Annotated in this window: 27 protein-coding genes, 1 pseudogene and 1 riboswitch; of the genes and pseudogenes, 10 read left to right on the forward strand and 18 right to left on the reverse strand. The window is 71.1% G+C overall.

What is annotated here, in order from left to right; genetic code table 11:
* Nucleotides 1–4: 4 nt before the first annotated feature.
* The 4 genes from AB0937_RS12785 to AB0937_RS12800 form a co-directional block, all read right to left on the reverse strand.
* The gene (locus AB0937_RS12785) at nucleotides 5–1,012 is read right to left on the reverse strand and encodes a methionine synthase (RefSeq protein WP_366711377.1); all 1,008 of its coding nucleotides are present in this window, start codon (nucleotides 1,010–1,012) and stop codon (nucleotides 5–7) included.
* A gap of 31 nt (nucleotides 1,013–1,043) precedes the next feature.
* The gene (locus AB0937_RS12790; protein ID WP_366711378.1) at nucleotides 1,044–1,733 is read right to left on the reverse strand and encodes an SDR family oxidoreductase; all 690 of its coding nucleotides are present in this window, start codon (nucleotides 1,731–1,733) and stop codon (nucleotides 1,044–1,046) included.
* A 207-nt stretch (nucleotides 1,734–1,940) separates the two neighbouring features.
* Nucleotides 1,941–2,480, reverse strand: coding sequence for a TIGR00730 family Rossman fold protein (locus AB0937_RS12795; RefSeq protein ID WP_366711380.1), 540 nt, complete (start codon nucleotides 2,478–2,480; stop codon nucleotides 1,941–1,943).
* The gene (locus tag AB0937_RS12800) at nucleotides 2,477–3,280 is read right to left on the reverse strand and encodes a class I SAM-dependent methyltransferase (protein WP_366711382.1); all 804 of its coding nucleotides are present in this window, start codon (nucleotides 3,278–3,280) and stop codon (nucleotides 2,477–2,479) included. Before AB0937_RS12800 ends, AB0937_RS12795 begins: the two co-directional genes overlap by 4 nt.
* Nucleotides 3,281–3,361: 81 nt before the next feature.
* On the opposite strand from AB0937_RS12800, the gene AB0937_RS12805 reads away from it, so the two are divergent.
* Both AB0937_RS12805 and AB0937_RS12810 read left to right on the forward strand, forming a co-directional pair.
* Nucleotides 3,362–3,685 carry a DUF427 domain-containing protein gene (locus tag AB0937_RS12805; RefSeq protein ID WP_366711383.1) on the forward strand — a complete coding sequence of 108 codons (324 nt, stop codon included), beginning with the start codon at nucleotides 3,362–3,364 and terminating at the stop codon, nucleotides 3,683–3,685.
* 61 nt (nucleotides 3,686–3,746) lie between these two features.
* Complete coding sequence (locus AB0937_RS12810) at nucleotides 3,747–4,529, forward strand: alpha/beta fold hydrolase (protein ID WP_366711384.1); 783 nt, start codon at nucleotides 3,747–3,749, stop codon at nucleotides 4,527–4,529.
* Between the two features lie 120 nt (nucleotides 4,530–4,649).
* On the opposite strand, the gene mnmA is transcribed toward AB0937_RS12810, so the two are convergent.
* A complete protein-coding gene (gene mnmA, locus AB0937_RS12815; protein ID WP_366711385.1) occupies nucleotides 4,650–5,780 on the reverse strand; it encodes a tRNA 2-thiouridine(34) synthase MnmA in 1,131 nt (376 codons plus the stop codon).
* 59 nt (nucleotides 5,781–5,839) lie between these two features.
* Between mnmA and AB0937_RS12820 the strand changes: the two genes are divergently transcribed.
* Entirely contained in the window at nucleotides 5,840–6,505 is a 666-nt protein-coding gene (locus tag AB0937_RS12820) for a peptidoglycan recognition family protein (protein ID WP_366711387.1), read from the forward strand.
* 101 nt (nucleotides 6,506–6,606) lie between these two features.
* Here the strand turns inward: AB0937_RS12820 and AB0937_RS12825 are convergent, their stop codons facing one another.
* The 3 genes from AB0937_RS12825 to AB0937_RS12835 all read right to left on the reverse strand — a co-directional run bounded on the left by AB0937_RS12825 (nucleotide 6,607) and on the right by AB0937_RS12835 (nucleotide 8,392).
* On the reverse strand, nucleotides 6,607–7,776 hold the full coding sequence (locus AB0937_RS12825) for a cysteine desulfurase family protein (RefSeq protein WP_366711389.1): 1,170 nt from the start codon (nucleotides 7,774–7,776) through the stop codon (nucleotides 6,607–6,609).
* A gap of 140 nt (nucleotides 7,777–7,916) precedes the next feature.
* Nucleotides 7,917–8,183, reverse strand: a complete 267-nt coding sequence (locus AB0937_RS12830) for a DUF4190 domain-containing protein (RefSeq protein WP_366711390.1) — start codon at nucleotides 8,181–8,183, stop codon at nucleotides 7,917–7,919.
* A gap of 44 nt (nucleotides 8,184–8,227) precedes the next feature.
* A complete protein-coding gene (locus AB0937_RS12835; protein ID WP_031103608.1) occupies nucleotides 8,228–8,392 on the reverse strand; it encodes a hypothetical protein in 165 nt (54 codons plus the stop codon).
* Between the two features lie 115 nt (nucleotides 8,393–8,507).
* Here AB0937_RS12835 and AB0937_RS12840 point away from each other — a divergent pair, with 115 nt between their 5' ends.
* Nucleotides 8,508–9,146: a TetR family transcriptional regulator gene (locus AB0937_RS12840; RefSeq protein WP_366711392.1), complete on the forward strand. Its 639-nt coding sequence runs from the start codon at nucleotides 8,508–8,510 to the stop codon at nucleotides 9,144–9,146.
* Between the two features lie 664 nt (nucleotides 9,147–9,810).
* Here AB0937_RS12840 and AB0937_RS12845 read toward each other — a convergent pair.
* On the reverse strand, nucleotides 9,811–10,671 hold the full coding sequence (locus tag AB0937_RS12845) for a thioesterase family protein (RefSeq protein ID WP_366711393.1): 861 nt from the start codon (nucleotides 10,669–10,671) through the stop codon (nucleotides 9,811–9,813).
* Between the two features lie 141 nt (nucleotides 10,672–10,812).
* On the opposite strand from AB0937_RS12845, the gene AB0937_RS12850 reads away from it, so the two are divergent.
* Nucleotides 10,813–12,045 (forward strand): alpha/beta hydrolase-fold protein, encoded by a 1,233-nt coding sequence (locus tag AB0937_RS12850; protein WP_366711394.1) that lies wholly within the window; start codon nucleotides 10,813–10,815, stop codon nucleotides 12,043–12,045.
* Here the strand turns inward: AB0937_RS12850 and AB0937_RS12855 are convergent.
* The 9 genes from AB0937_RS12855 to AB0937_RS12895 form a co-directional block, all read right to left on the reverse strand.
* A complete protein-coding gene (locus tag AB0937_RS12855) occupies nucleotides 11,936–12,610 on the reverse strand; it encodes a trimeric intracellular cation channel family protein (RefSeq protein WP_366711395.1) in 675 nt (224 codons plus the stop codon). The genes AB0937_RS12850 and AB0937_RS12855 overlap by 110 nt on opposite strands.
* Nucleotides 12,611–12,674: 64 nt before the next feature.
* Nucleotides 12,675–13,835, reverse strand: a complete 1,161-nt coding sequence (locus AB0937_RS12860) for a dipeptide ABC transporter ATP-binding protein (RefSeq protein WP_366711397.1) — start codon at nucleotides 13,833–13,835, stop codon at nucleotides 12,675–12,677.
* Nucleotides 13,832–14,914 carry an ABC transporter ATP-binding protein gene (locus AB0937_RS12865; protein WP_366711399.1) on the reverse strand — a complete coding sequence of 361 codons (1,083 nt, stop codon included), beginning with the start codon at nucleotides 14,912–14,914 and terminating at the stop codon, nucleotides 13,832–13,834. The genes AB0937_RS12860 and AB0937_RS12865 overlap by 4 nt, the downstream gene beginning before the upstream one ends.
* Nucleotides 14,911–15,921, reverse strand: a complete 1,011-nt coding sequence (locus AB0937_RS12870) for an ABC transporter permease (protein ID WP_366711400.1) — start codon at nucleotides 15,919–15,921, stop codon at nucleotides 14,911–14,913. The genes AB0937_RS12865 and AB0937_RS12870 overlap by 4 nt, the downstream gene beginning before the upstream one ends.
* A gap of 91 nt (nucleotides 15,922–16,012) precedes the next feature.
* Nucleotides 16,013–17,776 (reverse strand): ABC transporter substrate-binding protein, encoded by a 1,764-nt coding sequence (locus AB0937_RS12875; protein ID WP_366711402.1) that lies wholly within the window; start codon nucleotides 17,774–17,776, stop codon nucleotides 16,013–16,015.
* 8 nt (nucleotides 17,777–17,784) lie between these two features.
* Nucleotides 17,785–18,783, reverse strand: a complete 999-nt coding sequence (locus AB0937_RS12880) for an ABC transporter permease (protein WP_366711403.1) — start codon at nucleotides 18,781–18,783, stop codon at nucleotides 17,785–17,787.
* 343 nt (nucleotides 18,784–19,126) lie between these two features.
* A complete protein-coding gene (locus AB0937_RS12885) occupies nucleotides 19,127–19,927 on the reverse strand; it encodes an enhanced serine sensitivity protein SseB C-terminal domain-containing protein (RefSeq protein WP_366711404.1) in 801 nt (266 codons plus the stop codon).
* Between the two features lie 162 nt (nucleotides 19,928–20,089).
* The gene (locus AB0937_RS12890) at nucleotides 20,090–20,878 is read right to left on the reverse strand and encodes an enhanced serine sensitivity protein SseB (protein WP_366711406.1); all 789 of its coding nucleotides are present in this window, start codon (nucleotides 20,876–20,878) and stop codon (nucleotides 20,090–20,092) included.
* 102 nt (nucleotides 20,879–20,980) lie between these two features.
* Complete coding sequence (locus tag AB0937_RS12895) at nucleotides 20,981–21,652, reverse strand: AAA family ATPase (protein ID WP_366711408.1); 672 nt, start codon at nucleotides 21,650–21,652, stop codon at nucleotides 20,981–20,983.
* Between the two features lie 224 nt (nucleotides 21,653–21,876).
* Nucleotides 21,877–21,976, forward strand: a riboswitch (glycine riboswitch).
* A 155-nt stretch (nucleotides 21,977–22,131) separates the two neighbouring features.
* On the opposite strand from AB0937_RS12895, the gene gcvT reads away from it, so the two are divergent.
* From gcvT to AB0937_RS12920, 5 genes and pseudogenes are all read left to right on the forward strand, one after another.
* Nucleotides 22,132–23,253, forward strand: a complete 1,122-nt coding sequence (gene gcvT, locus AB0937_RS12900) for a glycine cleavage system aminomethyltransferase GcvT (protein WP_366711410.1) — start codon at nucleotides 22,132–22,134, stop codon at nucleotides 23,251–23,253.
* A gap of 102 nt (nucleotides 23,254–23,355) precedes the next feature.
* Nucleotides 23,356–23,733, forward strand: coding sequence for a glycine cleavage system protein GcvH (gcvH, locus tag AB0937_RS12905; protein WP_234845364.1), 378 nt, complete (start codon nucleotides 23,356–23,358; stop codon nucleotides 23,731–23,733).
* A gap of 8 nt (nucleotides 23,734–23,741) precedes the next feature.
* The gene (glyA, locus tag AB0937_RS12910; protein WP_366711412.1) at nucleotides 23,742–25,004 is read left to right on the forward strand and encodes a serine hydroxymethyltransferase; all 1,263 of its coding nucleotides are present in this window, start codon (nucleotides 23,742–23,744) and stop codon (nucleotides 25,002–25,004) included.
* Nucleotides 25,005–25,092: 88 nt separating this feature from the next.
* Nucleotides 25,093–26,460 (forward strand): L-serine ammonia-lyase, encoded by a 1,368-nt coding sequence (locus tag AB0937_RS12915; RefSeq protein WP_366711414.1) that lies wholly within the window; start codon nucleotides 25,093–25,095, stop codon nucleotides 26,458–26,460.
* Between the two features lie 28 nt (nucleotides 26,461–26,488).
* Nucleotides 26,489–26,716: pseudogene (locus AB0937_RS12920) on the forward strand (MFS transporter); the annotation flags it as partial.
* Nucleotides 26,717–26,801 lie beyond the last annotated feature (85 nt).

Raw genomic sequence — 26,801 nt, forward strand, 5'->3', positions numbered from 1 at the left:
CCCGTTACTCTGGGTTGTCCGCGAGGGATCTCGCCGCCCGGGCGCAGTGCGCGAGAGCCCTGCGCGCGTACCCCGGGGAGGCCCCCGCGAGTCCGCACGCGGGGGTGACCGTGACCGCCTCCGCGAGAAGCCCCGGAGACAGCCCCAGCCTGCGCCACAGCGTCCTGACACCCATGACGCTACCGGCAGGGTCTGACAATGGGCCCTCCGCGGACGGCACCACACCGGTGAAGAGCCGGGTGCCGGCCTCCACGGTCTCCCCGATCGCCTCGTCGTCACGCTCGGTGAGCAGGGAGAAGTCGAACGAGACGGCGGCCGCCCCGGCCCGGCGCAGCAGGGCGAACGGCACGTCGGGAGCGCAGGAGTGGACCACGACCGGGCCCGCCTCGTGCACCCCGACGAGGTCGCGCAGCGTCTGTTCGACGACCTGCCGGTCGACGGCCCGGTGGGTGCGGTAGCCGCTGGCGGTCTTCACCTGGCCGCGCAGAACGGCGGTCAGGGACGGCTCGTCGAGCTGGAGGACGAGCTGCGCGCCGGGGATGCGCCGCCGCACCTCGGCGAGATGCAGTCGCAGCCCCTCGGCGAGGGAGGCGGCGAGGTCGCGGCAGGCTCCGGGGTCGGAGAGGGCGGCCTCCCCGTTGCGCAGCTCCAGGTTGGCCGCGAGGGTCCAGGGACCGACGGCCTGCACCTTCAGCGGGCCCTCGTACTCCTGCGTGAACTCCTCCAGCGCGTCGAGGTCCTCGCCGAGCCAGGAGCGGGCCCGCTTGGTGTCCCGGCCCGGCCGGTCCCCGAGCCGCCATCCGCTGGGCTCCACGCGCGCGTACAGCTCGACGAGCAGGCCGGCGGTCCGGCCGATCATGTCCGCGCCGGGTCCCCGGGCGGGCAGTTCGGGCAGGAAGGGGAAGTCCTCGAAGGTGCCGGTGACGGTCTTGGCGGCCTCTCGGGCGTCGCCGCCCGGCATGGACCCCACGCCGGTGGCCGCGCCGAACCTGAACTGGCTGTTTTCACTCACCGGAGAAGCCTACGCAGGTGGCGTGCCGGGGTCAGCTCCCCGGGCGCACCGTCAGGTCGTTGACCTCGGCGTCGCGCGGCAGGTCAAGGGCCATGACGACCGTCGTGGCGACCGACTCCGGGTCGATCCACCGCGCGGCGTCGTAGGCCTTGCCCTCCTGCTGGTGGACCTTGGCCTGCATGGGGCTGGCCGTGCGGCCGGGGTAGACCGAGGTGACGCGGATCCCGTTGCCGTGCTCCTCGTGACGCAGGGAGTCGGCGAGGGCCTTCAGACCGTGCTTGGAGGCGGCGTAGGCGGACCAGTCGGCGTGGGCGTTGAGGCCGGCGCCGGAGTTGACGAAGAGCACGTGCCCGCGGGCGGCGCGCAGTTGGGGCAGGAAGTGGCGGGTCAGCTCGGCCGGGGCGATCAGATTGACGTTGAGCTGGTGGCGCCAGGTCTTCGGGGTGAGTTCGCCGACCGGGCCGAGGTCGACGACACCGGCGATGTGCAGCAGCGAGTCCACGCGGTCGGGCAGCGGCTGGTGGGAGAAGGCCCAGGACAGCCTGTCGGGGTCCGCGAGGTCGCCGACAAGGGTCTGCGCCCCGGGGAACTCGGCCGCCAGTTCTTTGGCGCGGCCCGCGTCGCGCGCGTGCAGCACGAGTTCGTCCCCGCGCGCGTGCAGGCGGCGGGCCACGGCCGCGCCGATGCCGGAGCCGGCTCCGGTGATCACATGAGTAGCCATGCCCGCCATGCTCGCATCAGGGCCGGGTCACTCGAACCCCGGCACTCCCACCGCGCAGGCCCCACGGCCGGCCACTCGACGCCCCGGCACCCCCACCGCGCAGGCCCCACAGCCGGCCCCTCGACGCCCCGGCACCCCCACCGCGCTCGCATCACGGCCGGTCACTCGATGCCCCGCCGGCCCTCCCCCGCTCGCACCGGCACCGGCCTACTCGATGCCCTGGCTCTCCTCCAGGTACGCCAGTGCCCCCACCGGCTCCTCGGCGAAGAAGACCAGGTCGGTGAGGGGCCGGGGCAGGAAGCCCTCGGCGTCCATGCGGCGGAACTGCTCCTTCAGGCCGTCGTAGAAGCCCGCGGTGTTGAGCAGGACCACGGGCTTGTCGGTGTGCCCGTGCTTCTTCAGCTCCAGGATCTCGGTCGCCTCGTCGAGCGTGCCGGTGCCGCCGACCATGACGACCACGGCGTCGGCCTTCTCCAGGAGCAGCTTCTTGCGCTCGGCGAGGTCCTTGGCGACGACCATCTCGTCGACGCCCGGGCGGGCCTTGGCCGCGAGGAACTGCACGGAGACGCCGGCCAGCCGGCCGCCGGCCTCCTGCACCCCGTCGGCGACCACCTTCATGAGGCCGACGTCGGAGCCGCCCCAGACGAGCGTGTGGCCGCCCTTGCCCAGCAGTTCGGCGAACTCGCGCGCGGGGCGGGTGTAGCGCTCGTCGAGGTCGGCGGCGGACAGGAAGACACAGATGTTCATGCGCCCACCGTACGGGCCCGGTCCCCCGTGACGGTGACCCGCATCTTGGACTGCCGGTGCGGCAGGCGCTCCCAGTCGTCCATGAACCGGGCGGACAGGCCGTGCTTCGCGGCGAGGTCGGTGAGGGTCCGCGTCCGGTAGTAGAAGTCCTCGTGCAGGACCTGGTGCTCCTCCCCCTCGGTCCGGTCGAAGGTGAAGTCGAAGAAGCCGCCCGGCGCGAGGATCCGGCCGACGTGGGCGAAGCACTCCTCGATGACGTGCAGCGGCGAGTGCGAGAAGACGCTGTGCGCGTGCACGACGTCGAAGTGGGCGTCCGGCAGGAAGGCGAAGGTGAGGTCGTCGGCGAGCGCCAGGTAGGGCAGTTTGGGCTGGAGCTTCTCGGCCACGAGGGTCTCCTGCGCGGCGAGCAGGATGTGCGGCGAGATGTCGATGCCGTAGTAGTGCCCGGTGTCGAGGTGGTCGATGAACAGCCGTCCGGCGCGCAGGTTGCCGCAGCCGATCTCCAGCATCCGGTGGTGCGGCCGCAGGCCGTGGCCCACCAGGTAGTCGAACTGCATGCGGCCGACGCGTTCCCACTGTTCACGCGAGGGGTTGTGCCCGACCGCCGCCTCGGTGCTGCGGGCCGAGTCCGAGGCCATCACGGCCCGGTAGTAGGCGATGTGGTCGGGGTGGCGCAGCCGCAGCCAGGCGTCCCGCAGCGTGCGCCGGGCGTGCGCGGGCACCCGGTCCGGGTGCCGCAGGGCGTACCGGACCTGGTGGAGCAGGCGGGAGCGGTTTCCGGCCGGTTCCGTGGCGCGCATGGGGGCCTCCTGCCGCGGGGGAAGAACTCCGCTTCAGCCTGCGCTGTAGCGGAGGAGTCGGCTACCCGAGGAGAGACGATCGTGACGACAGGGCATCGCATCACCATCGAGCGGAGCGGCAGGCGCGTGCGCGTGGTGCACGACGGTCAGGTGCTGGCGGAGAGCGACCGGTCGCTGGTCCTGCGCGAGACGGGCTGTCCCGAGCGCTACTACATCCCGCCCGAGGACGTGCGCACGGACCTGCTGACGCCGTCCGGCACGCAGACGTACTGCCCGTTCAAGGGCACCGCCTCCTACTGGTCGCGGCCGGACGCGGCGGACCTCGTCTGGGCGTATCCGGACCCCAAGCCGAACGTCGCCGAGATCAGGAACCACCTGTGTTTCTACGAGGTGGAAGTGATCTGATCGGCGGACGCGCCGCCCGCCTCATCGATGAACACCGCGGCGTGCGGCAGTCTGCATGAGCATGGACAAGAAGACCCTTTCGCGTGACGGCACCCGCATCGCCTACGAGAGCACCGGACGCGGCCCCGCGGTCGTCCTGGTGAGCGGCGCGATGTCGACGGGCGGCACCCTGGCGCCGCTGGCCGTGTCGCTCTCGGAGCGTTTCCAGGCCGTGGTGTACGACCGCCGGGGCCGCGATGCCAGCGGTGACACCGCGCCGTACGCCGTGGAACGTGAGGTCGAGGACCTGGCCGCGGTGATCGAGGCGGTGGGCGGCGAGGCGCTCCTGTACGGCATCTCCTCGGGCGGGGCCCTGGCGCTCGAGGCGGCGGCGAGCGGGCTGCCGGTGCGGCGCGTGGCCGTCTACGAGACGCCGTTCGCGATGTCGGAGGAGGGCGCCAAGGAGCGTGCGGAGTACACCGGGCGGCTGACGGAGGCGCTCGGCGAGGGGCGGCGCGGGGACGCGGTCGAGCTGTTCCTGCGCCTGACGGGTCTGGCCGAGGGAGTGATCCAGGGCGCCCGCCAGTCCCCCATGTGGGCCGGCATGGAGGCGATGGCCCCGAGCCTCGCCTACGACGACGCCGTCATGCGCGACGGCCGCGTCCCCCGCTCCCGGCTGGGCTCGGTCGGCGTTCCCGTCCTGGCGGTGGCGGGCGACGCGAGCCCCGAGTGGCTGCGCGAGGCGGCCCGGGCGATCGCGGAATCGGTCCCCGAGGGCGCGTACCGCACGCTGCAGGGACAGACGCACATGGTCGAGACGAACGTGCTGGCCCCGGTGCTCATGGAGTTCTTCGGCCGGGACTGAGCCGAACGCCGGCCCCGCCGCCGGAAGCCGTGGGCGTGCCCCACGCGCGTGCCCCCGTGCGCTCACGGCTCCCCACGGCGGGAAACCGCGTGGAGCCGGCTCCCGCTTCCCGCGGTGGGATCAGGCCACGCCCGCCGTCGCCCGGACCGTCGACGCGATCGTCGCCGAGCCCACTACGCGCGTGCCGTCGTACAGCACGATCGCCTGGCCGGGGGCGACGCCGCGGACGGGCTCGGTGAAGGTGACCTCCAGGGAGCCGTCGACGACCTCGGCACTCACCTCGGTCTCGCCGCCGTGGGCGCGCAGCTGGGCCGTGTAGGTGCCGGGGCCGACGGGGGCGGCACCGCACCAGCGGGGCTTGATCGCGGTGAGGGCGCTGACGTCCAGGGCGGACGCCGGGCCGACGGTCACCGTGTTGTCCACCGGCGAGATGTCGAGGACGTAGCGCGGCTTGCCGTCGGGGGCGGGCGTGCCGATGCGCAGGCCCTTGCGCTGGCCGATCGTGAAGCCGTAGGCGCCCTCGTGCGTGCCGATCTTGGTGCCGGACTCGTCGACGATGTCGCCCTCGGAACGGCCGAGCCGGTTCGCGAGGAAGCCCTGGGTGTCGCCGTCGGCGATGAAGCAGATGTCGTGCGAGTCGGGCTTCTTGGCCACGGCCAGGCCCCTGCGCTCGGCCTCCGCGCGGATCTCGTCCTTGGTGGTGACCGTGTCGCCGAGCGGGAACATCGCGTGGGCGAGCTGCCGGTCGTCGAGCACACCGAGGACGTACGACTGGTCCTTGGCCATGTCGGAGGCACGATGCAGCTCGCGGGTGCCGTCCTCGCGCACGATCACCTGGGCGTAGTGGCCCGTGCAGACGGCGTCGAAGCCGAGCGCGAGCGCCTTGTCGAGGAGCGCGGCGAACTTGATCTTCTCGTTGCAGCGCAGGCAGGGGTTGGGGGTGCGGCCGGCCTCGTACTCGGCGACGAAGTCCTCGACGACGTCCTCGCGGAAGCGGTCGGCGAGGTCCCACACGTAGAACGGGATGCCGATGACGTCCGCGGCGCGGCGGGCGTCACGCGAGTCCTCGATGGTGCAGCAGCCCCGCGCGCCGGTCCGGAAGGACTGGGGGTTGGCGGAGAGCGCGAGGTGGACGCCGGTCACGTCGTGGCCCGCTTCGGCCGCGCGGGCGGCGGCGACGGCGGAGTCGACTCCGCCGGACATGGCGGCCAGGACGCGGAGGGGACGGGGGCGCTGCGGGGTCTCAGTCATAACCCTTCCAGGGTACGGGGCGCGGGAACCGGGGCCGCCGGGTATCCGTTGTCGATCACATGGGACAGCGGAAGGCTTCGAGGGACGGCGACCGCAAGGTCGGCCGACGTGCGCTGCTGATCGGCGGCACGGCGGCCGCGGCGGGCTCCGCCCTGCTCGCCCGCGACGAGCTGGCGCGGCTGTGGTGGCGCACTCCGGGCGTGGAGAAGCCGCGCAAGGAGGGCGAGGTCGACTACGCGGGCGCGCGCTGGGTGGCGGCGTCGGAGGCGAACTGGCGCCGCGCGGACCGCCCCGACGACTACGGCATCGACATGGTCGTCGTCCATGTCACCCAGGGCAGCTTCGACAGTGCGGTGAAGGCCTTCCAGGACCCTGGCCACCGTGCGGCGGCGCACTACATCGTCGGGCAGGACGGGCATGTGGCCCAGATGATCCGCGAGCTGGACGTGGCGTACCACGCGGGCAACCGCGACTACAACGAACGCAGTGTCGGCATCGAGCACGAGGGCTTCGTGGACCGCCCGCAGGACTTCACGGACGAGATGTACGAGGCCTCGGCCCGTCTCACGGCCCGGATCTGCGCCCGTTACGACATACCCGTCGACCGCGAGCACATCATCGGCCACGTGGAGGTCCCGGGCACGGACCACACGGACCCGGGGCGGCACTGGGACTGGGACAAGTACCTGCGCCTGATACGCCGGGCGCGTACGACACCGGCCTGAGCGCGACGGCTCGCCCGCCCCTGGGCCGAGGGGAGGCCGGCACGTTGCCGCGCCCCGGCTCCCAGGTGAGGCCCGCCGCCACGGCTTGCCCGCCCCGGGGCCTAGGTGAGGCCCGCCGCCCTCGCCCGTTCCACCGCCGGGCCGATGGCCTTGGCCAGGGCCTCGACGTCGGCCTCGGTGGAGGTGTGGCCGAGGGAGAAGCGCAGGGTGCCGCGGGCCAGGTCGGGGTCGGTGCCGGTGGCGAGGAGGACGTGGCTGGGCTGGGCGACGCCGGCGGTGCAGGCGGAGCCGGTCGAGCACTCGATGCCCTGGGCGTCGAGCAGGAGCAGCAGGGAGTCGCCCTCGCAGCCGGGGAAGGTGAAGTGCGCGTTGGCCGGGAGGCGTCCGGCCGGGTCCGGGTCGCCGCCGAGGATCGCGTCCGGCACGGCCGAGCGGACCGCGGTGACGAGGGCGTCGCGCAGGGCGCCGATCTCCGCGGCGAACCACTCGCGTTGCTGAGCGGCGAGCCGTCCGGCGACGGCGAAGGAGGCGATGGCGGGCACGTCGAGGGTGCCGGAGCGCACGTGCCGCTCCTGGCCGCCGCCGTGCAGAACGGGGACGGGGGTGTGCTCGCGGCCCAGGATGAGCGCGCCGATGCCGTAGGGGCCGCCGATCTTGTGGCCCGAGACCGTCATCGCGGCGAGGCCGGAGGCGGCGAAGTCGACGGGGATCTGGCCGAAGGCCTGGACGGCGTCCGCGTGCAGCGGGACCTCGAACTCGGCTGCCGCGTCGGCGAGTTCGCGGACGGGCAGGATGGTCCCGATCTCGTTGTTCGCCCACATGACGGTGGCGAGTGCCACGTCGCCGGGGTTGCGGGCGATCGCTTCGCGCAGGGCGTCCGCGTGGACGCGGCCGTGGGTGTCGACCGGCAGGTACTCGACGGTGGCGCCCTCGTGTTCGCCGAGCCAGTGCACGGCGTCGAGGACCGCGTGGTGCTCGACGGGGCTGGCCAGGACGCGGGTGCGGGCCGGGTCGGCGTCGCGGCGTGACCAGTACAGGCCTTTGACGGCGAGGTTGTCGGCTTCCGTGCCGCCCGAGGTGAAGACGACCTCGCTGGGGCGGGCGCCGAGGGCCTCGGCGAGGGTCTCGCGGGCCTCCTCGACGGTGCGGCGGGCCTGCCTGCCGGATGCGTGGAGGGAGGACGCGTTGCCGGTGGCACCCAGCTGGGCGGTGAACGCCTCAACCGCCTCCGGGAGCATCGGGGTGGTCGCGGCGTGGTCGAGGTAAGCCATGGTGAGCCCGATTCTACGGCTCCTTTTCGACCGGCCTCAGAGCAAGGCTGGCCGAATGCGGACCGCCTTCCGGCGCGGCGACGGCCCGTCGTCCCCGGGCCCGGCCGCGGCGTACCGGCGGACGGCTGTCCGACGGCGGCTCAGAAGCTCCACGAGATCGTGCTGTCGAACTCCATGAAGGCCGCGAGGACCAGCAGGTCGGCGACGCCCAGTCCGAGACCCAGCAGCGCGCGGCCGCGGCGCTCGGTACCGCGCCACAGAGCGACGCTCGCCAGCGCGATGGCGATCGGGCCGAGGAAGAGGTTGAGCACGAGCAGGCCGAGGAGGCCGAGGATGAAGGACGCGACGGCCATGCCGTCGGTGTCACGGATACCGGTGCGGCGCGAGGCCGGAGCGGTGAGCTGCATGATGATCGACTCCTGAGGTCGGGTCGAGGGAGGGGTGGTCGGGGTCAGTGGGCCTGGGTGTGGCGGCGGCGGCCGCGCTCGCGGAGCGCGAAGATGCCGAGCCAGACGGCGATGACGGCGCCGACGGCGACGGAGAAGGTGAGCGGCGCGTGGGCCACGGTGCCCAGGACGACGCCCAGCAGCAGGAGTGCGGCGACGATGAACAGCACGGGAACAACCCCCAGGGTTTCGGTGAACGATTGTGGCTACAGTTGTTCACTGACTTCCCAGTCTAACGCCTCTCATGACTTCCCAATTCCAGAGAACAGTTGTTAACTGCATGGTATGAGTCACACCCTCGGCATCCGGCAGGCCCAGAAGCAGAAGACCCGGAAGGCACTCCTCGACGCGGCCCTCGGGCTGCTGGAGGGGCAGAGCCTGAGCAGCCTGGGACTGCGCGAGGTCACCCGCGCCGTCGGTGTCGCCCCGACCGCCTTCTACCGCCACTTCCGCTCCACGGCGGACCTGGGCGTGGCTCTGGTCGAGGAGGCGCTGGGCAGCCTGCACCCGATGATCCGGACGACGGTGTCCACCACGGGCGACCACGAGGAACGCATCACGCGCACCATCGAGTTGATCGCCCGTCACGTCGACGGGTACCCCGCCCATGTCCGCTTCATCGCCCGTGAACGACATGGCGGAGTTCAGCCGGTTCGGGAGGCGATACGCGAGCAACTGGCCCGGTTCGCACAGGAGGTCAAGGACGAGCTGGCCAAGGACCCGGTGTCCGAGGGCTGGAGCGAGGACGACCTGCTGATGCTCGCCCACCTCTACGTCGACCAGATGCTGAGCACGGCGTCGCTGTTCCTGGAGGCCCTGGAGGGGCCGGAGGGGGAGCGCCCGGCCCGGACCCGGCACGTCGCACAGCTGGCGACCCGCCAGATGCGGCTGATCGGGCTCGGGCGCCATCACTGGCTGGATTGACACCCCCGGCAACACACTGGGGCGGCGCGCCCGTTCGCCGGACGCGCCGCCCTCGCCGTGTCCCGGGTGGGCCCGGACCGGCCCACCGGCCCACCTGCCCACCTGTGCCGCCTTGGAGCGCCTACCGCTTCTTCTGCGCTTCCTGCGCCTTCTGCGACTGCTGAGGCTGCGCGTCCTGCCCCTGCCCGCCGGCGGTCCGGCCGCCGCCCGGCCCGCCGCAGCCGCCGCCCTGGCCCCCACCGGGACCGCCCTGGCCGCCCTGCCCGCCTCCCGGCGCACCGCCGGGCATCCCCGAAGGAGCACCCGACGGCGCACCCGTGGGCTTCGCACCTGTGGGCTTCGCACCCGCGGATGCCGCACCCGACGGTGCCCCCGAAGGAACACCGGAAGGTGCCCCCGAGGGCGCCCCCGACGGGGCCCGGCAGGCCTGTTGCCGCCCTGCCCCGCCCCCGCCGTCCGAGGCCGACGAGGAGTCACCCGGCCCGCAAGCCGCGAGGGCAAAGGGGGACAGCACGAGCAGGACCACGGCGGGGACGAGACGCGCACGCTTCATGAGAGACAGCTCCAGGAAGAAGGAGGGAGTTCCGAGGCGACGCACTCAACCAGCGCCGCCTGGGACCCCCTTGGGGCTGTCCTGTGATCCGCCTGTCAACGGGGGCGGGGTTCAGCCCAGCCGGACCCGCGCCAGCTGCCGGGACTGCGCGACCAGCCGGTCCGCGCTGTCCCACACCTCGGCGTCCTCCTCCAGGAAGCCGCCGGCGAGATTGCGCGTGGTGATCGACACCCGCAGCGGGCCCGGGGCCGGGCGGCAGCGGACGTGCACGGTCAGCTCGACGGTCGGCACCCAGCCCTTCAGCCCGAGCTCGAACGCGGTGGGCGGCAGGGCGTCGACCGCGAGCAGCAGGGAGAGCGGGTCGGGGTCGCGCCCGTCCTTGAGCCCGAACCAGGCCCGCATCTCACCCTTGCCGGAGGGCTGCCCGAGGGCCCAGCCGAGGGTGGACGGGTCGAGCTTGAGCATCAGGCGCTCGGTGATCGCCGAGCTGCCGTCGACGGGGGTGGGCCCGTCCTCCGGGCCGAAGCAGTGCTCCATCGGCGGGATCGCGGGCGGCCGGGCCGTCGTGCGGACGTCGTCGGGCAGGGCGTCCAGTTCGCCGTAGGAGGCGAGGACGCGAATGCGTTCCACCTCACGGCCCTCGTCGTCGTACTGGAAGAGGGAGGCCTGGCCGGTCGACAGCGTGCGGCCGGTGCGGACGACGTCCGTGCGGACGACCGCGGGGCCGGGCTGGGAGGCGGTCAGGTAGTGCGCCGAGACGGTGAAGGGGTCGGCGTGCGGCAGGGCGTCCGCGAGGGCCCGGCCGAGGACGGCCAGCAGGTAGCCGCCATTGACGGCGCTGATGATCGTCCAGCCGGCGGAGAGGTCGATGTCGTAGACGCCGGGCGCACGGCGGGTGAGCGCGGTGTCGCGGTCGAACTCGCTGTCGCCGATCGTGGCCCGGACGGCCGGGGCGGTGGCTGCTTCTGGCATGGCTGAACATTACAAGAACTAACTACTAAGCGGTAGCTTTGTGCTTCCGGTCCCGGTCGCGTCGGTGAGACACGGGCAATATCTCGGTAAGTGTCCGGCTGATCCGTAAACCTTCGCTCCCGCTCGCCCCTCTGCAAGGGCATGAGCCTCACCGGAACCCCGTTCCTCTGCACGCTGATCGCCCTGTCCGTCGCCGCCCTCGTCCTGCCGCTGGTCCTCTGGTCGCGCGTCCGCGGGCCCCGGGTGCTGCGGACCACGGCCAGGGCGCTGATGCTGCTGTTCGCGCAGAGGACGGCCGTGGCCCTGGTCTTTACGCTGGTCAACAACGCCAACCTGTACGGCAACTGGGCCGATCTCCTCGGTACCGGCGACCATGTGCAGCAGGCGGCGAACCTGGGCGCCGACGGCACCGGCGGGATCGCGTTCAAGCGGCTGCCCAAGGTGCGGCAGACCTTCGAGTCCGCCACCGGGCCCGGGATGAGCGCGGCCGGCGGGGTGCGGGTGACCCAGCTCAGGGGCCGGGTGTCGGGTGTGAACGCGGAGGTCTACGTCTGGCTGCCGCCGCAGTACCGGGAACCGGCCTACCGGCACCACCGGTTCCCGGTCGTGGAGCTGCTGCCCGGCTACCCCGGTTCGGCGAAGGCGTGGTTCGGCTCGCTGCACGCGCACGAGCAGCTCGAGCCGCTGATGCGCGACGGGCGGGTCGCCCCGTTCATCCTGGTCGCACCCCGCACGAACCTGCTGGCCGCCAAGGACACCGGCTGTGCCAACGTCCCGGGTACGGTCAACGCCGACACCTGGCTGAGCATCGACGTGCCGAAGATGGTCACCGACAACTTCCGCGCCCAGTCCGCCCCGCGGGGCTGGGCCGTCGCCGGGTACTCGGCCGGGGCGCACTGCGCCGCCCGGCTCGCCGTCGCCCATCCCGACCGCTACCGGGCCGCCGTCAGCCTGTCCGGCTACAACGACCCGATCGGCGAGCGCGACTCGCTCACCGCGCAGAGCCCCGCCCTGCGCTCCGCGAACAACCCGCTGCTGATGCTGCGCAGGTCGCCCGTGCCGCCGCGGATCGCGCTGTACCTCTCGGGCCGGCCGCACGACGGCTACGAGGACGCCGTGGCCCTGGAGCAGGCCGCCGAGGCACCGACGACCGTGCACGTCGTCCACATCCCGAAGAGCGCGGGCGGCCACACCATGGCGCTGTGGCGGCCGCAGGTGGTCCCGGTGTTCGGGTGGCTGACCCAGGAGATGGGCGTCGGACCCGTCAGGGCAGGACGGGCTGTTCCTCCTCGCTCACCGTCGACCGCCGGTGCCACGCCCGCGGAGCTCGCCAGTGGTACCGCATCGCGAGCAGGCGCAGTACGAAGGCGGTGATCACGGCGAGGCCGCTGGTGAGCGGGTTCAGGACGTCGTAGCGGATGCACAGGGCGACCAGCGCGGAGCCGACGATCGCCGGGACCGCGTACAGGTCGCGGTCCCAGCGCAGCAGCGAGGGCACCTCGTTGGCGAGCACGTCCCGCAGCACACCGCCGCCCACGGCGGTGGTCAGCCCGAGCCCGGCCGAGGCGGTCAGGCCGAGCCCGTACTCGTATGCCTTGGTCGTGCCTGCGACGCAGAACAGGCCGAGGCCGGCCGCGTCGAAGACGTTCACCGCGACCTGGATGCGCTCCACCTCTGGGTGCAGGAAGAAGACGAGCAGGGTGGCGAGCAGCGGGGTGAGGAAGTACCCCAGGTCCGTGAAGGCCGCGGGCGGCACGGCCCCGATGACCAGGTCCCGGAAGAGCCCCCCGCCCAGCGCGGTGACCTCGGCGAGCACGGCCATGCCGAACACGTCGAAGTTCTTGCGCACGGCCAGCAGGGCGCCGGAGATCGCGAAGACGAAGATGCCGATCAGGTCGAGCGTGTGCTGGACGGACGGGCTGAAGAGTTGCTGGAGCACCCGCACATTTTCACCCACGGGTGAGCCCCCGCCCCGATGTACGAGGGCGGGGGCTCGGGGTGACTCACTTCTCGACGGTCGCGGTGTCGCTCCCCGTGGACTTCTCCACGCCGTTCTCCGCGGCCACCTCGTGCGCCGAGGACAGCAGCTTGGTGTCCTGGGGCTGCTGGTCCGCGAAGTTCTCCGGGTGGTGGCAGGCGACCTGCTGCCCGGCCCGCAGCTCCTTGAGCGGCGGCTCGGTCGTCCTGCAGATCTCCGTCGCCTTCCAGCACCGGGTGTGGAAGCGGCAGCCGCTCGGCGGGGCGATCGGCGAGGGCACGTCGCCCTTGAGCAGGATCCGCTCGCTCTTGACGCCCCGGCGCTTGGGGTCCGGGATCGGCACGGCCGACAGCAGGGCCTTGGAGTACGGGTGCATCGGCGACTTGTACAGCTGGTCGCGTTCGGCCAGCTCCACGATCTTGCCGAGGTACATCACCGCGATCCGGTCGGAGACGTGCCGGACGACCGACAGGTCGTGCGCGATGATCACATACGTCAGGCCCAGCTCCTTCTGGAGGTCGTCCAGCAGGTTCACCACCTGCGCCTGGATCGACACGTCCAGCGCGGAGACCGGCTCGTCCGCCACGACCAGCTTGGGGTTGAGCGCGAGCGCGCGGGCGATGCCGATGCGCTGGCGCTGGCCGCCGGAGAACTCGTGCGGATAGCGGTTGTAGTGCTCGGGGTTGAGGCCGACCACCGACAGCAGCCGCTGGACCTCCTTCTTCACCCCGCCCTCGGGCTCGACGCCCTGGAGCCGGAAGGGGGCGCTGACGATCGTGCCGATCGTGTGGCGGGGGTTCAGCGAGGAGTACGGGTCCTGGAAGATCATCTGCACGTCGCGGCGCATGGGGCGCAGCTCGCCGGTCTTCAGGTGCGTGATGTCCTTGCCCTCGAACTCGACCGTACCGCCGGTCGGTTCGAGCAGCCGGGTGATCAGCCGGCCCATGGTGGACTTGCCGCAGCCCGACTCGCCGACGACACCGAGCGTCTCGCCCTTGCGCACCTCGAAGTCGATGCCGTCGACGGCACGCACCGCGCCGGTCTGCCGCTGGAGCAGGCCCTTGCGGATCGGGAAGTGCTTCTGAAGGCCGGTCACCTTCAGCAGGACCTCGCCGTCGGCGGTGGTGCCCTTGGTGAGGGTGCTCCCGCTCGTGTCCGGTGTGCTCACCGTCTTGTCGTCGCTCACAGCTTCGGCGCAATCTCTTCGGTCCAGATACGCTCCCGCTGCTCCTGCGTCATGTGGCAGGCGGCCCAGTGCGAGCCGCCGACCTCGGTCAGCTCGGGGCGGACCGTGCGGGTGACGTTGTCCTTCGGGATGTCCGCGTACGGGCAGCGCGGGTGGAAGGCGCAGCCGGACGGGAGGTTGATGAGGGAGGGCGGCGCGCCCTTGATCGGGATGAGCCGGTCGGTCTCCTCCCGGTCCAGACGCGGCATCGAGCCGAGCAGACCCCAGGTGTAGGGGTGCCGGGGCTCGGAGAACACGTCCTCGGCGGGGCCGCGTTCCACGCACCGGCCGCCGTACATGACCAGCAGGTCGTCGGCCATCTCGGCGACCACGCCCAGGTCGTGGGTGATCATGATGACCGCGGAGCCGAACTCCTTCTGCAGGTCCCGGATCAGGTCGAGGATCTGTGCCTGCACGGTGACGTCCAGGGCGGTGGTCGGCTCGTCGGCGATGAGCAGCTCGGGGTTGTTCACCAGCGACATGGCGATCATGGCGCGCTGGCGCATACCGCCGGAGAACTCGTGCGGGTAGCCGTCGACGCGCTTGCCGGGCTCGGGGATGCCGACCCGGTCGAGCATCTCGATCGCCCGCTGCCGGGCGACCTTCTTGCTGACGTCGTGGTGGACCCGGTACGCCTCGACGATCTGGTGCCCCACCGAGTAGTAGGGGTGCATCGCCGACAGCGGGTCCTGGAAGATCATGGCCATCTTCCGGCCCCGCAGCCGCCGTACGTCGTCGGGGTCGGCCGCGATGAGCTCCTGGCCGTCCAGCCAGACCTCGCCGGAGACCTTGGCGCGCGCCGAGCGGTGCAGGCCCATCACGCCGAGCGAGGTGACCGACTTGCCGGAGCCGGACTCGCCCACGATGCCCAGGGTCTGGCCCTTGCGCACGTCGAAGCTGACGCCGTCGACGGACTTGACCAGGCCGTCGTCGGTGTCGAAGTGGATGCGCAGATCACGGACGGACAGGAACACGTCGTCCGGGACGGACGCTGCGGTGGTGTCCGGTTCGCCGAGCGCGGCTTTGTCGAGCTTGCTCACGAGTACCTCACCCGGGGGTCGATGGCGGCGTACACCAGGTCGACGATCAGATTGCAGAAGACGATGAAGAACGCGGCGACCAGGGTCACACCCATCACGATGGGCAGGTCGTTGTCCTTGATGGCCTGGACCGAGTAGGCGCCGATGCCCTGGAGGGAGAACACGGTCTCGGTGAGCACCGCGGTGCCGACCAGGGTGCCGAAGTCCATGCCGAAGATGGTGACGATCGGGGTGAGCGCGGAGCGCAGGCCGTGCTTGGCCACGACCGTGGTCTCCTTCAGACCCTTGGCCCTGGCCGTTCTGATGTAGTCCTCGCTCATCGTCTCCAGCATGCCCGCCCGGGTGAGCCGGGCGTAGAGCGCGGAGAAGAGGAACGCGAGGCTGATCCAGGGCAGCATCAGGTGCCAGGCCCATTCGGCCGGGTTGTCCGTGAACGGGACGTAGTCGATGCTCTCCCAGATCGGGATCTCGTAGACGAAGAGCGCGAGCAGGATCTGGCCGGTGAAGAAGATCGGCAGCGAGACGCCGGCGAGCGCGATGAACATGGAGAAGCGGTCGATCGGCTTGCCCTTGCGCAGGGCCGAGATGACACCGGTCGTGACACCGGTGACCAGCCAGATCACGGCCGCACCGATGGCCAGCGAGAAGGAGACGGGGATCCGCTGCTCCAACTGCGGCCACACCTCGATGTGGCTCTTGAAGGAGTACCCGAAGCAGGGTGCGCTGCAGTGCGTCGCGTCGGGACCGAACTTGTAGTCGGCGCCCACCACGAGGCCCTTGATGAACTCCCAGTACTGGACGTAGACCGGCTGGTCCAGACCCAGGTTCTGCTTGATCGCGGCGACGGATGCGGGGTTCGCGTCCTTGCCGACGTACTGGGTGGCCAACTGGTCGGCCGTCTGCCCCCCGAGGCGGGGGACCAGGAAGAAGATGGCGAAGGTGACTGCGCTGACCACCAGCAGCAACAGCACTGCGCCCATGACGCGTCGGAGGATGTACGCAGCCACAGCTGTACGGCCCCGGGTGGCCGCGGCGGGATCGTCCGCCGCGGCCACCCGGTGCCTTCACCTGCCTTTCGAAAGGATCCGGCCTGCTGAATTACTTCGAGGAGCTCATCAGCAGGTAGTCGTACATGCCGAGGTAGGCCTGCGTGACCGTGACGTTCTGCGCGGACGTCGGCCGGAGCAGCAGGTTCTTGCGGTAGACCAGCGGGACGACCGAGGCGTTGTCGAGCACCATCTTGTCGATGTCACCCCAGGCCTTGGTGCGGGCCGCGTCGTCGGTGTTGGCGATCGCGTCCGTCAGGGCCTTGTTGATCTTCGGGTCGTCCAGCTCCATCAGGTTGTTGCCGCCCGAGGGCTTGATGGCCGCACCGTTGATGATCTGGTCGAGGAAGCCGTAGCCGGTCGGCCAGTCGGCGCCCCACGCCATCGAGAGCATGCCGAGCTTGTTGTCGTGGACGTAGCTCGGGACACCGGCGAAGTTCGAGAAGTACTTGCCGGAGGGGAACTGCTTGATCTCGATGTTGATGCCGATCTTCTTCAGCGACGCCTGGATGGCGGTCGCCGCGGCAACCTCGGCGGGACGGTCGGAGCGGGCCGTCAGGATCGTGTTGAAGCCGTTCGGCTTGCCGCACGCCTTCAGGGCCGCCTTGGCCTTGGCCACGTCACCCTTGTGACCGTCGGTCGCGTAGGTGTCGAACTTGGTGTAGCCGTTCACCGACGGCGGCAGCAGCGTTGTCGCCACGTCGCCCTTCGGGGAACCGCCCATGGCGTCGAGCACCGACTGCTTGTCGAGGCCCCACTGCACGGCCTTGCGGCAGTCGGCGTTGTCGAACGGCTTCACGTTCACGTTGAGCGCGATGTACTGCGTGGCACCCGCGTAGGAGCTGTCCGTCTGGTTGGCGTACTTGCCGCGCAGCACCTTCGGCTGGGTCTGCGGCTGCACACCGGTGCCGGCCGCGTCAGCCGTGATCTTGTCGGAGAGCAGGTTGTTGTCGACCGTGACCGGGTTGACCTTGAACTTGATCGTGATCTTGTCCGGCAGGGCCTTGCGGATCGGGTCCGTCTTGGCGTCCCACTGCTTGTTGCGCACGAGGGTGGCGCCGCGGCCCTCCTCGTAGGACTGGAACTGGTACGGGCCGGTGGACTGGATGGCCTGGACGTACTTCGCACCGGTGTCCTTCGCCTGCGGCACGGGGGCCGTCTGCGAGAAGGTCGCCAGGTAGTCGAAGTCGGCGAACGGCTGCTTCAGCTTGAAGACGATCGTCCGGTCGTCCGGCGTCTCGATGGACTTGATGCCCTCGGCGGACTTGTCCTTGTAGGGGCCCTTGTACTTGTCGCCGCCCTCCAGGTAGGCCTTGAAGTACGTCGGGCCGTTGGACAGCGCCTCGGGCGCGAAGTTGGAGCGCTCGATGGCGTACTTCACGTCCTTGGACGTCACCGGGGTGCCGTCCTGGAACTTCACACCGGCACGCAGCTTGTACGTCCAGGTCTTGGCGTCCGGGCTGGACTTGCCGAGCCCCTCCGCGAGGTCCGGCACGACCTCCAGGCCGGCCTTGCCCGCCGCCGGCTTGAACGTGGTGAGCGTCCGGCCGTAGAGGCGGGAGAAGTTCTGGACCCAGCCGTAGTACGTGTTGCCCGGGTCGAGGGAGTCCGGCACGTCCGAGTGCTCGTACGTGACCGTCCCTCCCTTCTTGTCGGACGCGTTGACGATCGAGTTCAGCGCGGCGTCCTTCTTGCCACTGCCTCCCCCGTCGTTGTCGTCGCCTCCGCCGCACGCGGCAGCGCCCAGCGACAGTGCCAGGACCGACGCAACGCCGGCGGTCACCCTTCTCGTCTTCACCTGAGGAAGCCCCCTCATTCGATGGATCACTTGCTGCGAGGGTCGAGGGCGTCACGCAGCCCGTCACCCAGCAGGTTGAAGGCCAGGACGGTGATGAAGATCGCCAGTCCGGGCACGAACATGTACTGCGGATCAGCCGTGTAGAGATCCACAGCGTTGCTGAGCATGCCGCCCCAGGAGGCCTGCGGCGGAGCGATACCGACGCCGAGGAAGCTCAGCGCGGCCTCGAACAGGATGTTCGTCGGGATGATCAGCGTCGCGTAGACGAGGATCGGTGCGACGAGGTTCGGGAGGAGCTCCCGGAACAGGACGTACGGGCCGCGTGCCCCGAGGCTGGTGGACGCCTCGATGAATTCCCGCTTGCGCAGGGTCATCGTCTGGGCGCGCACGATGCGGCCGATGTACGGCCAGCTGAAGAAGCCGATCACGAAGATCAGCACGCTGATGCGCAGGGAGAGTCCTTCGAGGCCGAAGAACCCGTCCTGCACCGAGGCCGAGATCGAGATGGCGAACAGCAGCAGGGGGAAGGCCAGGAACGTGTCCATCAGCCTGCTGATCACGCTGTCGATCCAGCCGCCGTAGTACCCGGCGACGACACCGAGCACGGTGCCGATGCACACGGACAGCAGCGTGGCGCCGCCCGCGACCAGGAGGGAGACCCAGGAGCCGTCGATGATGCGGGCGAGCATGTCACGGCCGTACTGGGGGTCCACGCCCAGCGGGTGGTCCCAACTCATTCCACCCCAGCCGCCCTTGGGGGCGAGCAGTGCGGGGTCGATGAGGTCCTGGTTGAACTTGTTGGGATCGAGGTTGAAGATCCACTGGATCGGCTTGGAGAACACCGCCAGCAGCGTGAGCAGGATGACGACGACGCCGCCCGCCATCGCCACCTTGTCCCGCTTGAAGCGCATCCAGGCGATCTGGGTGAGCGAGCGCCCTTCGATCTGGCTCTTCTTGACCCCGGAGAGCACGGCCTCGGGCTGTGCTCCGGCTTCCGCCCCGGTGGTCTCGATCGGTGCGGTCACGGTGCGATTGACCCCTCTCGGGCCGGCGGTCGCCGAGCCCCTGGTGCCGCTGTAGCGGTTTTGTTTGTCTCGTACACGAGACCGACCCGGCCCGTGTCTTGCGGGGAGTCTTCAACGCTTTGGCGATCTGTTGCCAGACTTGGCGGTGAAAGGATGCGTAAACGTGATGCTGTCTGCGGGGTTCCGTTATCCGGACAACGGGTAACAGGGGTCGGACACCCCAGGACAAGGGCATTTTAGGACAGGTGCGAACTTTTCACCCCTATCTACGCGCGAAGAGCTGAGCAATCCTCGCGTTCCGGGGAGGGTGCGGAGGAGGCTGCCGGGGACGACTTCCAGCCGGTCAGTACCGGCCCTGGGCCGGAGGGTAGCCGTAGCCGGAGGCCGGCGTCTGGACCGGGGCGGTGGCGTGGGCCTCGCGGTCGTAGAACGGGCGTGCCTTCGCGCGCAGCCACATCGCGACCGGGTCGTGCTCGTCGGACATGGCGACGGTGGACACGGGCAGCCCGTCCGGTACGGCGCCCAGGGACTGCTGCATCATCGCGCGCACCGAGTCCACGGCCGGCGGCGAAGTGTCGTACACGTCCAGTCCGATGGCAAGGTAGGGCGCTCCCAGCGCGGGCTGCACCCAGGCGCGGCGCAGCGAGCGGACGGCCGGGGTGCGGTGGGCGTTCTGCGCGAGCAGGGCGTAGAACTGCGGGATCTCGATGGCCGGTTCGGACAGGCGCAGGGGCCCGGCGGGCTGGCGGTCCAGGCCCGTGGCGATCCGGCGCAGGTCGAGCCAGGGGATGCCGACCCCGCCGCCCGGGGCGTGCGGGTTGAGCCAGAGGCCGTAGTGGTCGGGGTAGAGGGCGCGGGCGACGTCGAGCCCGTCGATCACCTCGTACGAGCGGTTCCAGCCGCTGGCGGAGAGCTCCTGGGCGGAGGTCACGCAGGGCGCGTAGCCATGGCCGTCGACGTCCATGTTCCCGTACTGGGCGTCGGGCGAGCCGGCCTGACCCTGCCACAGGAGCATCCAGATCTGGCCGGTGTGCGGGGTCGCGAGCGCGCGCAGGAGTGCCTCGTAGGCGTCGTAACGCCCGGGCGTGACCTGGCGCAGCATGTGCTCGACCTGTCCGGCCGCGGCCGTGCCGCTCGCGCTCACCTTTACCGCCCCTTCGTACAACGCCTCGACGGTGTCCTAGCTTAAGCCCGCAGGGGAGCCCGGGGATTATGCCGCCGGGCGGGTGCGGGTCGCGTGTGGTGGGTCGCGCCCCCGCGGCGGAGCCGCATGACGATACAGCCCCGCGCCCCCGTGGCGGCTGCCCTACCGCTGGTAGAAGGGCCGGACCCGTTCCCTCATCCAGGCGCCCACCGGGTCTTCCGTCACGTCGAGCAGCACCAGGTTGACCGGCCAGGGGGCCGGGGCGGTGGTGACGGCCCGGGTGAGGGCGTCCAGGGGCAGGACGCGCAGGTCGCCCTCCCACTGGGAGAGTTCGACGCCGACGAACATCACCGGGTCGGCGGTCTCGATCGCGGCGAGGCAGCGGCGGGCGGTGACGACGACGCCGGTCGCCTCGAACTCCGCGGCGGCGGCGGCCAGGAAGTCCAGCGGGTCGTCCTGCCAGTCGGGCTCGAAGAGGCGGACCCGGCCGCCGCTCGCGGGGCCGTCCAGCGGGGTCCGGCCGGCCCGGCACAGCTCGGCCACGGCGGGCGGCGGGAGCGGGATGCCGACCACACCGCCCGGGTTGACGGCTATCCCCGCGTGCGGCGGCAGGCCGCGGGCGAACTCCACCGCGGGGGCGATGGTGTACGACATGTGCGAGCCGGCGACCTGGCGGAACTGCTCCTCGGAGCTGAACACCGGTACGAACGCCTGGCCGTCGATCTCGATGCCGGGCAGGTCGAGGGGGCCGCTGTGCGGGCCGCCGCCGTTGGGCAGCGGGATCCAGACGAAGCTCCGGCCCAGCACCTCGACGATCCGCCCGCCGGCCGCCGGTCCGGCGCCGAGGGAGGCCGAGAGCACCTCCTCCAGCTCGTTGCCGGGCCAACCGCCGTGCGGGTGGGTCTGCGTGTGCGCCGGGAAGTCCGCGGAGAAGTCCGCCGGGATGTCCATCTGCCTACCGCCTGCCTGGAACCACTGCTGTGGGTCAAAAGGCTAACGGCTGACGGACTCGGGGCGGCATGGGTGATGCCGGACCGCGGGCGCGTGTGCGGTTCAGCCCGTGAAGCCGATTCTGCGGAGGCCGTCCGCCGCGTCCCGGTCGGCCAGGACGGCAGAACCGCAGCCGGCGGGGAGGTCTCCGCGCTCCACCGCGCGCAGCAGGCGGGTGCTCGCCGCGCGGTGGCGCAGGAACGCGTAGCGCGAGACGCCGCGGCCGCGGTCGCGCTGACCGGCCAGGGCCTCTTCGGGCGTGACGTCGAGGAGGAGCAGGTGCAGGGTGCCGCCGCGGCGGCGGGCCTCGCGGGCGAGCCAGCGGCGGACCCAGGCCTGCGTGCCGCAGTCGTGGACGACGACGCCCTCGCCCGTGCGCAGGGCGCGGCGCAGTCCGGCGTAGTGGGCGAGGCGGACGAACGGGCGGTAGAGCGCGTACGGCAGGGCACGCGGCATGCGGCGGGCCCAGCGGTCGCGGGTGTCCTGGGAGTCGATGCGCCGGCCCGGCACGGTGCGCCGCATCAGCGTGGACTTGCCGCTGCCCGGCAGGCCCGTGACCACGACGAGGTCGCGGGGGCCGAACAGCAGCGCGTGCGGGCTCCGGCCGGCACGGTCGCGCAGATCGCGGACGACCGGCGCCGGTGCCGGTGCCGGAGTGCTGACCGCCCGGGCCCGGGCGGCCGGCTGCTCGGGCAGCGCGATGCCCGTCGTCGCGTACGCGGTGGTCCTGTTCACCGTGATCGTCCTCCCCTGGGGCCAGGTACGGAGTCCCATCCCCGCCGAGTGTAAAGAGAAGGTAATGCCGCACGCCTCTCCATTTGGTGCTCGTCCTGCAACAGGGCTGCTACAGGTCACCGTGCCCGACGCGTGGGACGCGTGCACTCCCCCTGTGAAAGGTCCCCCTGCCGCGCCGGAAGGATGCGTGCAATGATGTGCGCGCCAACTGCATACCGGCCGTTTGAATCCGCGCGGGAGAGTTCCCAGCACCGCAAGAGCTGGGGCGCCGAAGGAGCAAGTCCCTCCCTTGAATCTCTCAGGCCCCGTTACCGCGCGGGCGAGGCACATCTGAAAAGCGGGCCACCTCCTCCGCACGCGAGGCGTGGCCCCACCCAAGGTGCAAGCCGTGTCCCGAGTGGTCATGGCGAACCTCTCAGGTTCCGATGACAGATGGGGAGGAACGACCTCGCCCGTCATGCCCCTGGGAGACACCGACCGTGAGCAGTACAGGAGAACTCCGTCACACCGCGCTCGATGCCCTGCATCGCTCGCTCGGCGCGACGATGACCGACTTCGCCGGCTGGGACATGCCCCTGCGCTACGGCTCCGAGCGCGACGAGCACACCGCGGTGCGCACGAAGGCAGGCCTCTTCGACCTCTCCCACATGGGCGAGATCACCGTCACCGGCCCGCAGGCCGCCGCCCTGCTGGACTTCGCCCTGGTGGGCAACATCGGCGGTGTGAAGCCGGGCCGGGCCCGCTACACCATGATCTGCCGGGCCGACGGCGGCATCCTGGACGACCTGATCGTCTACCGGCTGGGCGAGACCGAGTACATGGTGGTCGCCAACGCCTCCAACGCCCAGGTGGTGCTGGACGCGCTGACCGAGCGCGCCGCCGGTTTCGACGCCGAGGTGCGCGACGACCGGGACGCCTACGCGCTGCTCGCCGTCCAGGGCCCGCAGTCGCCCGGGATCCTGGCGTCCCTCACCGACGCCGACCTCGACGGCCTGAAGTACTACGCCGGGCTGCCCGGCACGGTCGCGGGCGTCCCGGCCCTGATCGCCCGGACCGGCTACACCGGCGAGGACGGCTTCGAGCTGTTCGTGAAGCCCGAGCACGCCGTCGAGCTGTGGCAGGCCCTGACCAAGGCCGGCGAGGGTGTCGGCCTGGTCCCGTGCGGGCTGTCCTGCCGCGACACGCTGCGCCTGGAGGCGGGCATGCCGCTGTACGGGCACGAACTGACCACCTCCCTCACCCCCTTCGACGCCGGGCTCGGCCGGGTGGTGAAGTTCGAGAAGGAGGGCGACTTCGTGGGGCGCGAGGCCCTGCGCGAGGCCGCCGCCCGCGCCGAGCAGAACCCGCCGCGCGTCCTGGTCGGACTCGTCGCCGAGGGTCGCCGCGTCCCGCGCGCCGGGTACGCGGTCGTCGCCGGCGGCGAGGTGATCGGCGAGGTCACCTCCGGCGCTCCCTCCCCCACCCTCGGCAAGCCGATCGCGATGGCGTACGTCGACGCCGGGCACGCCGCGCCCGGCACGGCCGGCGTGGGCGTGGACATCCGGGGCAGTCACGAGCCGTACGAGGTCGTGGCGCTGCCGTTCTACAAGCGCCAGAAGTAGACACTGGCCGGAGGGCCGCGGCAGCGGCCCCGTGCCCGTCGTCCCAGCTCATCAGCAGTCCCCCTTCCACAGCACTCCCGCGCGTACAGGAGAATCCAGGCCATGAGCAACCCCAACGAGCTGCGCTACAGCAAGGAGCACGAGTGGCTGTCGGCCGCCGAGGACGGCGTGTCGACGGTCGGCATCACGGAGCACGCGGCCAACGCGCTCGGCGATGTCGTGTTCGTCCAGCTTCCCGAGGTCGGTGACTCCGTGTCCGCCGGCGAGACCTGCGGCGAGCTGGAGTCGACCAAGTCCGTGTCCGACCTGTACTCCCCCGTGTCCGGTGAGGTCACCGAGGTCAACGAGGACGTCGTGAACGACCCGTCGCTGGTGAACTCGGCCCCCTTCGAGGGTGGCTGGCTGTTCAAGGTGCGGGTCACGGACGAGCCGGGCGACCTGCTCTCCGCCGACGAGTACACCGCGTTCTCCGCCGGCTGAGGAGTCGTATGTCCGTCCTGAACACACCCCTGCACGAGCTCGACCCGGCCGTCGCCGCGGCGGTCGACGCCGAGCTGCACCGCCAGCAGTCCACCCTCGAGATGATCGCCTCGGAGAACTTCGCTCCGGTCGCGGTCATGGAGGCGCAGGGCTCGGTCCTCACCAACAAGTACGCCGAGGGCTACCCGGGCCGCCGCTACTACGGCGGCTGCGAGCACGTCGACGTGGTCGAGCAGATCGCGATCGACCGCATCAAGGAGCTGTTCGGCGCCGAGCACGCCAACGTGCAGCCGCACTCCGGTGCCCAGGCCAACGCGGCCGCGATGTTCGCGCTGCTCAAGCCGGGCGACACCATCATGGGTCTGAACCTCGCCCACGGCGGTCACCTGACTCACGGCATGAAGATCAACTTCTCCGGCAAGCTCTACGACGTCGTCGCCTACCACGTGGGCGAGGACGGCCGGGTCGACATGGCCGAGGTGGAGCGGCTGGCGAAGGAGTCCAAGCCGAAGCTGATCGTCGCCGGCTGGTCGGCGTACCCGCGGCAGCTGGACTTCGCCGCGTTCCGCCGCATCGCGGACGAGGTCGGCGCGTACCTGATGGTCGACATGGCGCACTTCGCCGGGCTCGTGGCGGCGGGGCTGCACCCCAACCCGGTGCCGCACGCGCACGTGGTCACCACCACGACCCACAAGACCCTCGGCGGCCCGCGCGGCGGTGTGATCCTCTCCACGGCCGAACTCGCCAAGAAGATCAACTCCGCTGTCTTCCCCGGTCAGCAGGGCGGTCCGCTGGAGCACGTGATCGCCGCCAAGGCGGTCGCCTTCAAGGTCGCCGCCTCGGAGGACTTCAAGGAGCGCCAGCGCCGTACGCTGGAGGGTGCCCGCATCCTGGCCGAGCGTCTGGTCAAGGACGACGTCCGGGCCGTGGGCGTGGACGTCCTGTCCGGCGGCACGGACGTGCACCTGGTCCTGGTCGACCTGCGCCACTCGGAGCTGGACGGGCAGCAGGCAGAGGACCGCCTCCACGAGGTGGGCATCACCGTCAACCGGAACGCGATCCCGAACGACCCGCGTCCGCCGATGGTGACGTCCGGTCTGCGGATCGGCACCCCGGCCCTGGCCACCCGCGGGTTCCAGGCCGAGGACTTCGCGGAGGTCGCGGACGTCATCGCCGAGGCGCTGAAGCCGTCCTACGATGCCGAGGCCCTCAAGGCACGGGTGAAGGCCCTGGCCGACAAGCACCCGCTGTACCCGGGTCTGAACAAGTAAAGAAGAAACCTTTCGGGTGCCGCCGCCCGTCAGTGGCGGGCGGCGGCACCCACCCCCTCTGCACCACCCCGTAGTCAGGAGTTCCCCCGTGGCCATCTCGGTCTTCGACCTGTTCTCGATCGGCATCGGCCCGTCCAGCTCCCACACCGTCGGCCCGATGCGGGCGGCCCGGATGTTCGCCCGGCGGCTGCGCAACGAGGAGCTGCTGGGGTCCGTCGCCTCGGTCCGCGCGGAGCTGTACGGATCGCTCGGCGCGACCGGCCACGGCCACGGCACGCCCAAGGCGGTGCTGCTCGGCCTGGAGGGCGACTCGCCGCGCACGGTCGACGTGGGGAGCGCCGACGAGCGGGTGGAGGCGATCAAGTCCGGCGGCCGGCTGAACCTGCTCGGCGAGCACGAGATCGCGTTCTCCTTCGACGACGACATGGTCCTGCACCGCCGCAAGGCCCTGCCGTACCACGCGAACGGCATGACGCTGTGGGCGTACGACGCCTCGGGCGCGGAGCTGCTGACGAAGACGTACTACTCGGTCGGCGGCGGGTTCGTCGTGGACGAGGAGGCGGTCGGCGCGGACCGCATCAAGCTCGACGACACCGTGCTGAAGTACCCCTTCCGCACGGGTGACGAGCTGCTGCGCCTGACCGAGGAGACCGGCCTGTCCATCTCCGCGCTGATGCTGGAGAACGAGCGGGCCTGGCGCACCGAGGACGAGATCCGCGAGGGCCTGCTGGAGATCTGGCAGGTGATGCGGGACTGCGTGGCACGCGGACTGTCCCAGGAGGGCATCCTGCCGGGCGGACTCAAGGTGCGCCGCCGTGCCGCGAACACCGCGCGCAAGCTGCGTTCCGAGGGCGACCCGCTGGCCCTCGCCATGGAGTGGATCACCCTCTACGCGATGGCGGTCAACGAGGAGAACGCCGCCGGCGGCCGGGTCGTCACCGCCCCCACGAACGGCGCCGCCGGCATCATCCCGGCGGTCCTGCACTACTACGTCAACTTCGTGCCCGGCGCCGACGAGGAGGGCGTGGTCCGCTTCCTGCTCGCCGCGGGCGCGATCGGCATGCTCTTCAAGGAGAACGCCTCCATCTCCGGCGCCGAGGTCGGCTGCCAGGGCGAGGTCGGATCCGCCTGCTCCATGGCCGCGGGCGCGCTGGCCGAGGTGCTCGGCGGCTCGCCCGAGCAGGTCGAGAACGCCGCGGAGATCGGCATGGAGCACAACCTCGGCCTGACCTGCGACCCGGTCGGCGGGCTGGTCCAGATCCCGTGCATCGAGCGCAACGGCATGGCCGCGGTCAAGGCCGTCACGGCCGCCCGCATGGCGATGCGCGGCGACGGCTCCCACAAGGTGTCGCTGGACAAGGTCATCAAGACGATGAAGGACACCGGCGCGGACATGTCGGTGAAGTACAAGGAGACGGCCCGGGGCGGGCTGGCGGTGAACATCATCGAGTGCTGAGCCCATCCCGCCGGACTTCTCAGCATGCGTCAGCTCGATCCTCGGGGCGGCCGTCGCGCCGTTCATCGCCGTGGCCCTGTGGCAGGCCGGGGACGGCTCGCCCTGGCTGGTGGGCGTCTACCTCCCGGCGATGGCGGTGCTCACGCTGGTCGCGCTCCTGATCGGCAAGGAGACCAAACACCTCTCCCTCGACTCGGGCGAGGCCGCATCCGTCACCGACGCGCCCGCTCCCCCGGTCACCTCCCCCGCCTCCTGAATCCGCCCTCTGTGCACGAGCGCCGGGTGCGAGCCGCCTCGCGCCCGGCGTAGGGCCGCCGCAGCGGGGGCATCACAACAGCCCA

It is taken from the genome of Streptomyces sp. NPDC047880, assembly GCF_040706515.1.
Taxonomy (GTDB): domain Bacteria; phylum Actinomycetota; class Actinomycetes; order Streptomycetales; family Streptomycetaceae; genus Streptomyces.

What these genes read in the sequence shown, in the direction of transcription:
- AB0937_RS12790 (WP_366711378.1), bottom strand. Translation starts at nt 1,733, where the DNA reads ATGGCTACTCATGTGATCACCGGAGCCGGCTCCGGCATCGGCGCGGCC.
- AB0937_RS12795 (WP_366711380.1), bottom strand. Translation starts at nt 2,480, where the DNA reads ATGAACATCTGTGTCTTCCTGTCCGCCGCCGACCTCGACGAGCGCTAC.
- AB0937_RS12800 (WP_366711382.1), bottom strand. Translation starts at nt 3,280, where the DNA reads ATGCGCGCCACGGAACCGGCCGGAAACCGCTCCCGCCTGCTCCACCAG.
- AB0937_RS12810 (WP_366711384.1), top strand. Translation starts at nt 3,747, where the DNA reads ATGGACAAGAAGACCCTTTCGCGTGACGGCACCCGCATCGCCTACGAG.
- mnmA (WP_366711385.1), bottom strand. Translation starts at nt 5,780, where the DNA reads ATGACTGAGACCCCGCAGCGCCCCCGTCCCCTCCGCGTCCTGGCCGCC.
- AB0937_RS12820 (WP_366711387.1), top strand. Translation starts at nt 5,840, where the DNA reads ATGGGACAGCGGAAGGCTTCGAGGGACGGCGACCGCAAGGTCGGCCGA.
- AB0937_RS12825 (WP_366711389.1), bottom strand. Translation starts at nt 7,776, where the DNA reads ATGGCTTACCTCGACCACGCCGCGACCACCCCGATGCTCCCGGAGGCG.
- AB0937_RS12830 (WP_366711390.1), bottom strand. Translation starts at nt 8,183, where the DNA reads ATGCAGCTCACCGCTCCGGCCTCGCGCCGCACCGGTATCCGTGACACC.
- AB0937_RS12840 (WP_366711392.1), top strand. Translation starts at nt 8,508, where the DNA reads ATGAGTCACACCCTCGGCATCCGGCAGGCCCAGAAGCAGAAGACCCGG.
- AB0937_RS12845 (WP_366711393.1), bottom strand. Translation starts at nt 10,671, where the DNA reads ATGCCAGAAGCAGCCACCGCCCCGGCCGTCCGGGCCACGATCGGCGAC.
- AB0937_RS12850 (WP_366711394.1), top strand. Translation starts at nt 10,813, where the DNA reads ATGAGCCTCACCGGAACCCCGTTCCTCTGCACGCTGATCGCCCTGTCC.
- AB0937_RS12875 (WP_366711402.1), bottom strand. Translation starts at nt 17,776, where the DNA reads ATGAGGGGGCTTCCTCAGGTGAAGACGAGAAGGGTGACCGCCGGCGTT.
- AB0937_RS12890 (WP_366711406.1), bottom strand. Translation starts at nt 20,878, where the DNA reads ATGGACATCCCGGCGGACTTCTCCGCGGACTTCCCGGCGCACACGCAG.
- gcvH (WP_234845364.1), top strand. Translation starts at nt 23,356, where the DNA reads ATGAGCAACCCCAACGAGCTGCGCTACAGCAAGGAGCACGAGTGGCTG.
- glyA (WP_366711412.1), top strand. Translation starts at nt 23,742, where the DNA reads ATGTCCGTCCTGAACACACCCCTGCACGAGCTCGACCCGGCCGTCGCC.